The sequence below is a fragment of the Pseudomonas sp. B21-031 genome, assembly GCF_024748985.1.
GTDB lineage: Bacteria > Pseudomonadota > Gammaproteobacteria > Pseudomonadales > Pseudomonadaceae > Aquipseudomonas > Aquipseudomonas kermanshahensis.
In genome coordinates this window covers 4,758,703-4,771,219 of record NZ_CP087181.1, presented here as the reverse complement: position 1 = coordinate 4,771,219, position 12,517 = coordinate 4,758,703, and the positions used below count along the sequence as shown (strand labels likewise).

General features: G+C 64.0%; 6 protein-coding genes. 1 reads left to right on the top strand and 5 read right to left on the bottom strand.

From position 1 onward, the window contains the following. Positions 1-95: 95 nt before the first annotated feature. The 3 genes from LOY53_RS21255 to LOY53_RS21245 all read right to left on the bottom strand — a co-directional run bounded on the left by LOY53_RS21255 (position 96) and on the right by LOY53_RS21245 (position 4,620). On the bottom strand, positions 96-857 hold the full coding sequence (locus tag LOY53_RS21255) for a siderophore-interacting protein (RefSeq protein ID WP_252825653.1): 762 nt from the start codon (positions 855-857) through the stop codon (positions 96-98). Then, positions 850-1,395, bottom strand: coding sequence for a PadR family transcriptional regulator (locus LOY53_RS21250; RefSeq protein ID WP_252825652.1), 546 nt, complete (start codon positions 1,393-1,395; stop codon positions 850-852). The genes LOY53_RS21255 and LOY53_RS21250 overlap by 8 nt, the downstream gene beginning before the upstream one ends. Before the next feature lie 87 nt (positions 1,396-1,482). Next, entirely contained in the window at positions 1,483-4,620 is a 3,138-nt protein-coding gene (locus tag LOY53_RS21245; RefSeq protein ID WP_099430279.1) for a transglycosylase domain-containing protein, read from the bottom strand. A gap of 418 nt (positions 4,621-5,038) precedes the next feature. Here LOY53_RS21245 and LOY53_RS21240 point away from each other — a divergent pair, with 418 nt between their 5' ends. Beyond that, positions 5,039-6,457, top strand: a complete 1,419-nt coding sequence (locus LOY53_RS21240) for an amino acid permease (RefSeq protein ID WP_099455156.1) — start codon at positions 5,039-5,041, stop codon at positions 6,455-6,457. 38 nt (positions 6,458-6,495) lie between these two features. On the opposite strand, the gene LOY53_RS21235 is transcribed toward LOY53_RS21240, so the two are convergent. After that, on the bottom strand, positions 6,496-8,115 hold the full coding sequence (locus LOY53_RS21235; RefSeq protein WP_027594171.1) for an FMN-binding glutamate synthase family protein: 1,620 nt from the start codon (positions 8,113-8,115) through the stop codon (positions 6,496-6,498). A 110-nt stretch (positions 8,116-8,225) separates the two neighbouring features. Continuing rightward, on the bottom strand, positions 8,226-12,506 hold the full coding sequence (locus LOY53_RS21230) for a DEAD/DEAH box helicase (protein ID WP_258703264.1): 4,281 nt from the start codon (positions 12,504-12,506) through the stop codon (positions 8,226-8,228). Positions 12,507-12,517 lie beyond the last annotated feature (11 nt).

Genomic DNA, 12,517 nt, shown 5'->3' with positions numbered 1-12,517 from the left:
AGGCTGCTCCTACAGAAAGCTGAGCTGCGCCTCAGATGTTGGGCACCCGTCCATTATCTGGGGCGAAGCTCAAGCGCGTTACGCGAGAACGGCGCTTACTCGTCGTCCGCAGTACCGTCCGCCCGCCAGTAGGCCGCTGCCTTCAAGGCATCGTCCGGCACGCCTTTTTCCAGCAGCAACGCCTTGGCCTGGCGGGTCAGGGCTTTTTCCAGCGCCACCCAGCCGTACAACCTGCCTTGTGGCAAGGTCAGGTTTTTCAGCAGGGCGAGCAGGTCCTCTTCCTGGCGCCGGACCCAGATCACATCCACCTGCGCCTTGCTTGGCAGCGGCTGGCGTTCCTGTTCGTCTTCGATCTGGATTACCGCCAGCACGTGCCGGCCCGCGGGCAGTTCTTCAAGGCGGCGGCCGATAGCGGGGATCGCCGTCTCGTCACCGATCAGCAGGTAGCTGTCGAAGATATCCGGTACCACCAACGAGGCGCGTGGGCCGGCGATGTTCAGGTGTTGGCCTGGCGCCGCCTGGGCGGCCCAGGTGGAGGCAGGGCCATCACCGTGCAGGACGAAGTCAATGTCCAGTTCGTTGGCCACCAGGTCGATGCGCCGTGGCGTGTATTCGCGCATGGTGGGCCGTTCGCCACCGTCGCGGCCAAGATTACGGGCGTCGATGGCCTGCTGTTGCGCCGGCGTTTCGGCAAACAGCAGCTTCACATGATCGTCGGTACCGACGCTGGTAAAGCCCGCCAGTTCCGCACCGCCCAGGGTGATACGGCGCATGCGTGGGGTCAGGTCAGTAACGCGCAGCACGTCAAGGCGGCGCTGGCGGATTTCGTGGTTGACGCGGTGAATGGTGTCACTCATGGGGGTTCTCCGTAACGGCATCGTCCGGCCCGGAGGCAATGGCCTTGGCCGTGTTGTTAAGCAGGTCGCGGACCCGTTCGATTTCTTCTGGTGTCCAGCGCCCGCTGTGCATGTGCAGCGCATGGCGCAGGTTGCCGACCGCTTCGTGGATCTCGGGTGGGCGGTCGTGCCCGCGCAGGGCGCGTTTGCTGACTTCGATGCGCATGCGCACGCCGTCGAGGGCGACCGCTTGCTCGGCCAGGGCGGTGCGGCCGGTATCGGTGATGGCGTACAGGCGTTTGCTGCCCTGGACCTGGCCGCTGATCAGCTCGGCCTCTTCAAGGAAGTTGAGGGTCGGGTAGATGACGCCAGGGCTTGGGCTATAGCTGCCGTCGAACAGGTTTTCGATCTGGCGGATCAAGTCATAACCGTGGCCAGGTTGCTCAGCCAGCAGGGCCAGCATCAGCAGCTTGAGGTCGCCGGGGGCGAATACGCGAGGGCCGCGTTCGCCGCGGCCGGGGCGGCGCTCGAAAGGATCGTGGGGTGTATGGTCGCGCATCAACATGGGCTCCGTCTTGTGCGATATATCTTAAGATATTACTCAAGATATATCTAAAGACAAGCCATGAATGCCAATGATTATCATCTAAATGTTAGATGAGTCGCTCCCGTGCATCGCAACCTGCGGCGCTTTACATTCATTCGGGTTACCTGGCTGCAGGTAGGGCATAAGGATCGGCGCCATGCCCTTGAGCACTTGCACGGGCAACGCCGAGGTGAATTTGAACGCTTCAGCCGAGCGCCCCGGCACGAATGCGGTCAAAGTGCCGAAGTGGTTATCGCCCAGGAAGAACACGAAGGTGGCAGTGCGGTTCAGCGAACGCGAGCCGATCAAGCGGCCCCCGGCACCGAAGCTTTCGATGCGGTTGTCGCCGGTACCGGTCTTGCCGCCCATCACCAGCGGTGTACCGTCCTGCAGCTTGAAGCTGCCGGAAATACGCCGCGCAGTCCCCGCGTCGACCACTTGTGACATAGCGCCTTTGAGGGCCCGCGCGACCTCCACCGGGAGGATCCGCTGGCCGCGATCGGGGTCACTCACCAGTTTGGTCTCGTAGGGGGTGTTGGCGGCGAAGTGCAGGGTGTCGATGCGCAAGGTCGGCAGGCGCACGCCGTCGTTCTGAATGATGCCGACCAGTTCGGAGAGGGCGGCCGGGCGGTCACCCGAGCTGCCAATGGCGGTGGCCAGTGACGGCACCAGGTGGTCGAACGGATAGCCCACGCGCTTCCAGCGCTGGTGGATGTCGAGGAACGCTTCGATCTCGACCATGGTGCGGATACGGCTGTCGCGTGCACCTTGATGGCGGCTCTTGAACAGCCAGCCATACACTTCCTGGCGTTCGAAGCGGCTGGCATTGACCATTTCGGTCAACGTCGAGCTAGGGTGCTTGAGCAGATAGCCGAGCAGCCACAGGTCCAGCGGGTGGACCTTGGCGATGTAACCCTGGTCGGGCAAGTCGTACTTGCCTGGGCCGTAGGCGTCGTACATTTCCGACAGGCGACCGTCGGTGAGTTTGCCCAGGGCAATCTTGTCGTCCTTGCTGTGCGCGCGCACGAAGGCGTTGAAGGTTTCCTGGCCGGCTTCGGGGAACAGGTAGCGGTGCACCGCCGCCAGGCGCTGCGGGGTCACGCGCATACTGTCGAGGAAGGTGTCCAGGCGTTGCTGCGAGGTTTTGCGCTGGTACTTCTTCCAGAAGCGCATCAGGTAGTTGGTGCCCTCCTTGTCGGCGAAACGGGCCAGGTATTCCTGGCGGCGGGGGTCGGCGTCGTCCTTGAGCAGCGGTACCCGATTGAACGGCTGTTGATAGGTGACGTAGCGCACCAGGTCGCGCATCAGGCGGATGAACGGCAGGTTGATCGATTCGCGCAGGGCGATCTTCAGCGTTGGATTGCGGCTGTTGTCTTCCTTGCGGAAGTTGTTGAACACGTGCATGCCACCCCCGGTGAAGAAGGCTTCGCCGGTGTTGGCCGAATACTTGCGTTCCAGGGCGGCGTCGAGCATGGCATCGAGGTTCTGGTCCTTGCTGTTCTGCATCAGCCATTCCAGTGACCACTGGGTGATGCGGTCCAGTTCGGCCACCTCGACTTTCTTCAGTTCGGCAGCGGGCTTGCCGGCATACTTGTCGTGCAGCTCGGCGATGATTTCCAAGTAGGTGGTGAGCACCCGCAGCTTGGCCGTCGAGCCCAGTTCCAGCTTGCTGCCTTCGTTAATGTCGAACGGCTGGTCGGTGCTGTCGGTCTGCACCCGAACCCTCGAGCCATCGGCGGTGCGCTCGAACAACGTGAAGCTGTAGCGCACCTGATCGGTGGTCTTGGTGGTCAGCAGTCGCTCGCCGATCAGCCCGATCTGCGCCGCGAATTCAGGGTCCGAAAGGTTCTTCAGGTACTGGCTGACCTGCATCTGCAGGTCGGCCTGCAGGGTGCTGGTGGCCGACAGGTCGAGGCGATCAAGGTCGTACAGCGGGCGGTTGAGCATCGCCGCCAGGCGATTGCGGGCCAGGCTGATGCCCTTGTTGGTGATGATCGGCACGATGGTCGGTTGTGCCACCCAGTCGCGATACACCGCCTTGCTGGCCAGCGCCGCATCGGCCAGCGGCTGGTCGATGACTTTGTTGGCGGCGAGCACACGCACATGGGAGTCGGTGAGTTCTGCCAGTTCGACCCGGCCTTTGGACAGGTAATGCGAGGGGCGGCGCTGGGCGATCATCAGCGACAGTACCTGGCGCAGGGCAAGGCCACGCGCCGCCAGGCTTTCGGGGTCGCTGGCGGTCGACAGCAGGGCCTGGTTGACCTGGTCGAAATCGGCGCCGTACCACACCCGTAAGCCTTCAGCCATGCCATGCACTTCACCGTGGCCGGGCACCGCCGAGAGCGGCACGCTGTTGAGGTAGTCGCGCACGATGCGTTGCCGGGCCTCGGTGGTGTCCGGGCCGCCCTGGTAGGCACGCACGCTGGCGGACACCATCTGGCGGATCTTTTCAGCGCCGGACACGGTCAGGCCATCCGGCGAGTGGCGGTACTTTTCCAGCTGCGTCGCCAGGGTACTGCCACCGGCCGACTGGCCGGGCAAGGCAAAGTACTTGGCCACCTGGCTGTAGGCGGCTTTGGCGAAGCGCGGCCAGTCGACGGCCGGGTTGTTGCGCGGGTCGGTGGTGTCGAGCAGGTCGCGGTTTTCGATGAACAACAGGCTGTTGACCATCACCGGCGGGATCGCTGCAAAGTCCGGGTACAGGTGTTGCGGGTAGTTGTACTGGTACAGCGTGTCGCCACGGCAGTCGGTAATCGACAGGCCCGCCTGGATCTTCTCAATATAGGGGGCAAACAGTCCGTGATCGACGTAGTCCATCAATGCGGGCGAGAACTGCACCTGTTCGCTGATCAGGTAGTCGCGTTTGAGCAGCCGCGGCAGGAATTCGCCCAGCGCGCTGTAACCCAGGCGTTTGTCGAACGGGCCTTCACCGGGGTAGACGATGGCGTCGCTGGGGCCTGGCTGCAGCGAGTAGGTCAGGGTGGTGGCGAGCTTGCTGAACTCCCGCGATTGCAGGTTGGAGGTGCGGAATTCGTCATAGGCGGCAAAGCCCAGGGCGATGAGGGCCACCAGCAGGATCAAAATGATCAGCCGCCACCAGAGCCGACGCTGACGTGGGGACTTTGCAGGTGGCGTCTCGGCCGGAGGGGTTGCGGGTGCTTCCGTTCTGGTTGGTTCCGATTGCCACAGTGCGCCCATAGTCTTCAATCCGGCCAGGTATTTTCGTCTTGCTTGTCTGAAGCTTAGACGTTGACCGGGTTGGGTGAAAAATTTGTAGGAAGGCGAGAAAAGTGGCGTAGGGATATGCGGCTTTGGTGTGGGTTTCGGGGCCAGGTGATGTTGATAAGGTGTCGCCCTGAATCTGCGGCGTGTAACAGCCTCAGAACCCTATGAGCAGTGGAATGGACCCGAGATTTCTCGCCAAATTTCCCCTTTTATACAGTGAAAATCCCTACAGGTAGCTTCCTATACTGCTCGCCCCTTCGGCCTGCCGGACGCTCTACTCCGGCACACGGGCCGGCCCACAAGGCCAGCCTGGCCAGTCACTGCCCCGCCTATCGGCGCGGCCGTTGCGGCACGAAGGTCAAATCCAATAACAAAATGAGGTTGTATTGCTATGCCAGTCGGCAACCACCCTGCCCATGCCGAGACCGCACAAGGCGGCCCTCTCAAGCGTGAACTGGGCGAACGGCACATCCGTCTTATGGCGCTGGGCGCCTGTATCGGTGTCGGTCTCTTCCTCGGTTCGGCCAAAGCCATCGAAATGGCCGGCCCTGCCATCATGCTTTCCTACATCATCGGTGGCCTGGCCATCCTGGTCATTATGCGCGCCCTCGGTGAGATGGCCGTGCACAACCCCGTTGCCGGCTCCTTCAGCCGCTACGCCCAGGACTACCTTGGGCCATTGGCCGGTTTTCTCACCGGCTGGAACTACTGGTTCTTGTGGCTGGTGACCTGCGTGGCGGAAATCACCGCGGTGGCCATCTACATGGGCATCTGGTTCCCCGACGTACCCCGCTGGATCTGGGCCTTGGCGGCGCTGGGCAGCATGGGTGCGGTCAACCTGATTGCGGTCAAGGCGTTCGGTGAGTTCGAGTTCTGGTTCGCCCTGATCAAGATCGTCACCATCATTGCCATGGTCCTCGGGGGCATCGGCATCATTGCTTTCGGCCTGGGCAACGACGGCGTGGCGGTGGGCATTTCCAACCTGTGGAGCAATGGCGGCTTCATGCCCAACGGCGTGACCGGTGTGCTGATGTCGCTGCAGATGGTGATGTTTGCCTACCTGGGCGTGGAAATGATCGGCCTGACCGCCGGCGAAGCGCGCAACCCGCAAAAAACCATCCCCCAGGCCATCGGCTCGGTGTTCTGGCGCATTCTGCTGTTCTATGTGGGCGCGCTGTTCGTGATCCTGTCGATCTACCCATGGAACGAGATCGGCAGCCAGGGCAGCCCGTTCGTGATGACCTTCGAGCGCCTCGGTATCAAGACTGCGGCCGGCATCATCAACTTCGTGGTCATCACGGCGGCGCTGTCGTCGTGCAACGGCGGCATCTTCAGCACTGGGCGCATGCTCTACAGCCTGGCGCAAAATGGCCAGGCCCCGGCGACCTTTGCCCGCACCTCGAAAAACGGTGTGCCGCGCAATGCATTGCTGCTGTCGATTGGCGCACTGTTGCTGGGCGTGCTGGCCAACTACCTCGTGCCGGAAAAAGTCTTCGTTTGGGTGACCTCGATCGCCACCTTTGGCGCGATCTGGACCTGGGTGATGATCCTGCTGGCGCAGCTCAAATTCCGCGCCGGGCTGTCGACTGCCGAGCGCAAGGCGTTGAAATACCGCATGTGGCTGTGGCCGCTGAGCTCCTACCTGGCACTGGCCTTCCTGGTGCTGGTGGTGGGGCTGATGGCGTACTTCGAGGATACCCGCGTGGCGCTGTACATCGGGCCGGCGTTCCTGGTCTTGCTGACCGCCTTGTACTACACCTTCCGCCTGGCGCCGAAGGAGGCGCAAGGGGTCGCGAGCACCGCATCCTGATGTGAACTGGCTGGGGCCGCATAGCGGCCCCAGCCATGTCAGGCTGCCACCTCACTGTTCGGCTCGAAGCTGTCCGCCCTGGCCAGCTGCCACATCCGCGAATAAAACTGCCCATTCACCTCGCCGGTCAGCAACTCGCCCGGCTTGAGGAATACGTGCATCTGCGAGAACAGCTTGATCTCTGTGGCCGATACGCGCCGTACCAGGTGCTTGGCCTCCAGTTGCGCGGGGTGGTCCAGGCCGGCCGCTGCCAGCATTTCAGCCAAGGCGCGCAGGGTGTTGTGGTGGAAGTTCAGCACCCGTTGGGCTTTGTCCGGCACCACCAGCGCACGCTGGCGCAACGGGTCTTGCGTGGCCACGCCAGTCGGGCACTTGTTGGTGTGGCAGCTTTGCGACTGGATGCAGCCAATGGCGAACATGAAGCCGCGCGCCGAGTTGGCCCAGTCGGCGCCGATGGCCAGCACGCTGGCGATATCGAACGCGCTGACAATTTTGCCGCTGGCGCCGAGCTTGATCTTGTCGCGCAGGTTCAGGCCCACCAGCGTGTTGTGCACGAACAGCAGGCCTTCGCGCAGCGGTACGCCAATGTGGTCGGTGAACTCAACCGGCGCTGCACCGGTGCCGCCTTCCTTGCCGTCGACGACGATGAAGTCGGGCAGGATGCCGGTTTCCAGCATGGCCTTGGCGATGCCCATGAACTCCCACGGGTGGCCCAGGCAGAACTTGAAGCCCACCGGCTTGCCGTCCGACAGCTCACGCAGCTGGGCGATGAACTGCATCATTTCTATCGGGGTGGAGAAGGCGCTGTGGCGTGACGGCGAGATGCAGTCCTCGCCCATGAGCACGCCGCGGGTTTCGGCAATCTCCTGGGTCACTTTGTGCTTGGGCAGGATGCCGCCGTGGCCTGGCTTGGCGCCCTGGCTCATCTTGATCTCGATCATGCGCACCTGCGGGCTGCGTGCCTGGGCGGCAAAGCGCTCCGGGTCGAAGCGCCCGTCAGGCGTGCGGCAGCCAAAGTAGCCGCTGCCCAGCTCCCAAACCAAGTCGCCACCGTGTTCCCGGTGGTAAGGGCTGATGCTGCCTTCGCCGGTGTCGTGGTGGAAGTTGCCCAGCTTGGCGCCCTGGTTAAGGGCGCGGATGGCGTTGGCGCTGAGTGAGCCGAAGCTCATGGCGGAAATGTTGAAGATCGACGCCGAATACGGCTGCCGGCACTGCGGCCCGCCGACGATGACGCGGAAGCTCGCTGGGTCGGTCAGCGGTGCCGGGCGCATGGAGTGGCCGATGAATTCGAAGCCGGACTCATACACGTCGATCAGGGTACCGAAGGGTTTGTCCGAGGCTTCGTTCTTGGCCCGGGCATAGACCAGCGAGCGTTGCGCGCGGGAGAAGGGCAGGGCGTCGCTGTCGGCTTCGAGCAGGTACTGGCGGATCTCTGGGCGAATGCCCTCGACCAGGTAACGGATGTTGCCGAGGATCGGGTAATTGCGGCGTACGGCGTGGCGTTGCTGCAGCAAGTCGAACACACCGATCAGGCTGAGCACGGCAGTGGTCAGGGTGAACGGCCACAACCACTCATGGTGGGTGAACGGCAGGCTCGCCAGGGTGAACAATACACAGGCGGCGAAGAAGGCGTAGCGGCTGAGAAGTGACAGGCTCATACGGGGTCCTTGCGATGGCGCGGTCAGGCTCAGGGCCTGGGGCAAACCCCGACCATAGCCCGGTTGGGCGATGCTGAAAATGAAAATCGGGGTATCGAAAATCATTCGCTTCAGCGTGCATCGCTCAACAACCTGTGACGCCAGGTATGCTGTTCCTCCACCGAGGCCTCAATGAGGAACTGGTAACGCCCGGCGACTCGCACCGCCACCGGCACGCCATCGCGGTACAGCAAGCGGTTACCGCTCACCGCGGGTAGTTTCGCCCCCGGCAGCAATGACCCGACCACATTGAGCGGGTCGCTGGCGCTGACCATCACCAGTGCGCCCTCCGGCTCACGCCGGCGCACTTGCCGCAACAGGCCCACAGCCTCTGGCAAGGCGAACTGCTCACCGGCTAGCCCAGCAATGAAGCGCCCACCCCGGATTTCGCCGCGGGCCTCCAGGCGGTGATAGCAACGCAGCAATTCGCGCCAGGGCGGCAATACATCACTTTCCCGCTCCAGCAGCCGCCAGCAGATCACCCCATAGCGGCGCAACAGGGCGCGGGCGATGTGCTCCAGACGCTGGCTGTCGTCTATTGCAGCAGTGCCCCTGCGCAACAGCGCCCAGCGGCCGGCGTGGGCCATGCTGGTGGAAAGAGGGGCATGGCCACGCCTGCTGTTGCGCGAGGTGCGTTTTGCCGCTGGCGTGATCAGGCTACGCAGCCCGGTGAAGCTGTCGGCGCCCACCAGGCCGAAGCCCACCAGTGCCTGCAATGCGGTTTCCAGTTCGCTGGGCAGCAGGTGGGCTTCCTGCGTCAGTTCATCGAAGAACAACGCCCCATGCGCCTGCAACACGTCATGCACGCGTTGCGCCCGCGGGCCGAGTTCGTCTACTGCCGGTACGGGCGCCAGGCTGCGCCAGAGGCCCAGGTGTTCGCGCGGCAGCAGCACCAGCGGTGTACTGGCCAAGGTCGTGCTGGCCACCGTGGTTGCCAGCCGGCTCCAGGCAAACTGCCCGCTGCGGCAGGTGTCGTCGAGCCAGTGCGGGCTGTAGTCCTGGATGCGTGCCGGCAGCAGCTCCGCCTCCCAGGCGCCGGCCGCAGCGGGGAAGCCCTGCAACTGTGCCAGCACTTCAGCCACGGCCTGTGGCCCGCGCAGGCGCTCGTCTGCGGCCAGGTGCTGCCAGTCGAACAGAAAACGCATGAAGTCTTGCAGGCTGACCGGTTCGATCTCCCGGCGCAGGCGTTTGACCGTGTAGCGGTGGATGCGCGCCAGCAAGTGCCGTTCGCACCACTGCAGCTGTTGTTGCGCAGGCCTGAAATAGCCACGCAACACGTAGCCTTCGGCTTCCAGGCGGGCCAGGGCCTGTTCGATGTCTGGCTGCGGCTTGCCTAGAGGGGTAGCGATCTGCGTCACGGTTTGCGGGCCGTGGCCACTCAGGCGAGCACGCAGCAGTTCGCTTAGCGCATTGTCCGCCTCGATGGCCTGCTCGAAGCCTGGCAGCACGTTCAGCGCAGGTTCAGTGGCTGAACCTGGATACACGCGTTGCAGCAGGCTCAGGCGTTCACGCGCCAGCCACAGCTGTTGATCCGGCAGGCGCAAGGCGCGCCCCGCTTTGGCCAGTTGCCGAAGCAGTAAATCCCAAGGGGCGTTGGCCTGCACTTCATGGGCAGTGATGGCCCCCAGGCTCATCAACGCTTCGTGCATCTCGTCGGCGTTAGCCGCTTGCGGCCAGGCCTCGCTCTCTACGGCGGCAATGGCATCGGTGTCCAGCGCGCCGAGGTCATCCGCGTTGTGCAGTTCGTTCCAGCGCCGGTTGAGCACGGCCTGGGTGCGTCGCTCTTCCAGGGGCGCATCGTCAAGAAAGGCGTAGGGCCTGGCGTTGAGGATGGCCGAGGCCAGTGGCGACGGGGCCGGCAGGTCACGGCTGAGCAAGCGCACCTCACCGCCTTCGATGCGGCGCAGCAAGGCCAGCCAGCCTTCGCTGTCCATGGCTTCGTGCAGGCAGTCGTCGAGGGTCTGCTCGACCAGCGGATGATCAGGAATCTGCCGTTCGCCGGCGATGTTTTCCAGGCAGGCGATCTGGTCGGGGAACACCGACGCAATCAGGTCCTCGCTTTTCATCCGCTGGAGCTGCGGGGCCACCTTGCGTCCACCGACGAAGCGCGGCAAGGCCATGGCCACGGCAGCGTTCCAGCGCCAGCGCACGCCGAACAATGGCGCATCGAGCAGGGCCTGGATGAGGAGCTGTTCGGCGCTGCGGCTGGACAGGTAGCGCCACACCTCGTCCAGCGTAAAACTGTGGCTGGTGGACAGGGACAGGACGATGGCATCTTCGCTGGCCGCCGCCTGCAGTTCAAAATTGAAGGTACGGCAAAAGCGCTTGCGCAGGGCCAGGCCCCAGGCACGGTTGATGCGGCTGCCGTAGGGCGAGTGGATGATCAGCTGGGTACCGCCGGACTCATCGAAGAAGCGCTCCATGATCAGCGTCTGCTGCGAGGGCAGGGCGCCCAGCACGTCGCGGGTGCGCCCCAGGTAATCGAGCAACTGGCTGGCGCTGTCTTCGCCCAGCTCGAAGGTGCGCTGCAGCCAGGCCAGCACGGCGGTACTGTCGGCGCCGGGCAACCCCAGTCGCTCATCAATGCGTGCCTGCAGCCGAGCGACCGCGGCGGACAATTCATCACTGCGCCCCGGCGCTTCACCTAGCCAGAAGGGGATGGTCGGCGGCAGCCCATGGGCATCCTCCACCCGCACCCGGCCCGATTCGACGCGCAAGATCCGGTAGGAGGCGTTGCCCAACTGGAAAATATCGCCGGCAATGCTTTCCACAGCGAAGTCTTCATTGACGCTGCCAATGTTCAGCGCCTGCGGTTCGAGCAGCACGGCATAGTCGGCGGTTTCAGGGATAGTGCCGCCACTGGTCAGCGCAGTCAGTTGGCTGCCGCGGCGGCCGCGCAAGGTTCCGCTGACCGCGTCGCGGTGCAGGTAGGCGCTACGGATGCCCTGGCGGCCGTTATAGCCTTCGGCGAGCATGCGCAGCAGCGCCTGGTAGTGCGTTACATCGAGTTCGGCGTAGGGCGTTGCCTGGCGCAGGCAGTCGAACAGCGCTTGTTCCTGCCACGTCTGATTACTGGTTTCGGCGACAATCTGCTGGGCCAGCACGTCGAGGGGCGCAGTGGGAATGTGCAGTTGGTCGAGCTCCCCGCAGCGCACGCAGTCCAGCAGGGCGATGCATTCGATCAAGTCGTCGCGTGAAGTGGGGAACAGGCGCCCTTTGGGGATGCCCTCGACCTGGTGCCCGGAGCGCCCGACACGTTGCAAGAAAGCCGCGATCGAGCCGGGTGAGGCGATCTGGCAGACCAGGTCGACATCGCCGATGTCGATGCCCAACTCCAGCGACGCGGTGGCCACCAGCACCTGCAACTGGCTGGTTTTGAGGCGCTGTTCCGCGTCTAGGCGCAGTTCCTTGGCCAGGCTGCCGTGGTGCGCGGCCACCGCGTCTTTGCCCAGGCGGTCGCTGAGGTGGCGGGTCAGGCGTTCCGCCAGGCGCCGGGTGTTGACGAATACCAGCGTGGTGCGGTGCTCGCGGGCGAGGGTTGCCAGTCGGTCGTAGACCAGGTTCCACACGTCCGTGGCCATGACTGCGCCTAAGGGCACGGGCGGCACCTCGAGGACCAGGTCGCGCTGGCGGGCGTGGCCGATGTCGACGATCGCGCAAGGGCGCTGATGGCCGACCAGAAATTGCGCCACGCGCTCTACCGGCCGCTGGGTGGCCGACAGGCCAATGCGACGTAACGGCCGCCCGGTCAACGCCTGCAGGCGTTCGAGGGTCAGTGCCAAGTGCGCCCCCCGTTTGTTGCCGGCCAGGGCATGGATCTCATCGACGATCACTGTGTGCACGCTGGCCAGGCCCGCGCGGCCCGAGGCCGAGCCCATCAGCACATAGAGTGATTCCGGCGTGGTCACCAGGATATGCGGGGCCAGCTTGCGCATGGCTGCACGTTCTTTTTGCGGTGTATCGCCGGTGCGCACTGCGGTGCTGATGCGGGGCGGTTTGAGGCCCTGGTCTTCCAGCGCCTGGCTGATGCCTTCGAGCGGTGCTTGCAGGTTCAGGCGAATATCGTTGGACAGCGCCTTGAGCGGCGAGACATACACCACCTGGGTGCACGCGGGCAGTTCGCCGCCGTGTTCGAGGCCTTGGCAGAACAGTTCGTCGAGCACGGCCAGAAAGGCGCTCAAGGTTTTGCCGGAGCCGGTCGGTGCGGCCAGCAGCATCGACCGGCCGGCGTGAATCAATGGCCAGGCACGCGCCTGGGCGTCGGTGACCGTGGCGAAATGGCGACGGAACCAAGTGCCGACGGCGGGGTGGAACAGCTCCAGCACCGGGTGCTGTTGGGCGGGCAGGTTCATGTGTTGGTTAT

Excerpts from the sequence above, each read along its gene's own strand:
- LOY53_RS21230 (WP_258703264.1), bottom strand. The coding sequence starts at position 12,506 with ATGAACCTGCCCGCCCAACAGCACCCGGTGCTGGAGCTGTTCCACCCC.
- LOY53_RS21245 (WP_099430279.1), bottom strand. The coding sequence starts at position 4,620 with ATGGGCGCACTGTGGCAATCGGAACCAACCAGAACGGAAGCACCCGCA.
- LOY53_RS21250 (WP_252825652.1), bottom strand. The coding sequence starts at position 1,395 with ATGCGCGACCATACACCCCACGATCCTTTCGAGCGCCGCCCCGGCCGC.
- LOY53_RS21235 (WP_027594171.1), bottom strand. The coding sequence starts at position 8,115 with ATGAGCCTGTCACTTCTCAGCCGCTACGCCTTCTTCGCCGCCTGTGTA.
- LOY53_RS21240 (WP_099455156.1), top strand. The coding sequence starts at position 5,039 with ATGCCAGTCGGCAACCACCCTGCCCATGCCGAGACCGCACAAGGCGGC.
- LOY53_RS21255 (WP_252825653.1), bottom strand. The coding sequence starts at position 857 with ATGAGTGACACCATTCACCGCGTCAACCACGAAATCCGCCAGCGCCGC.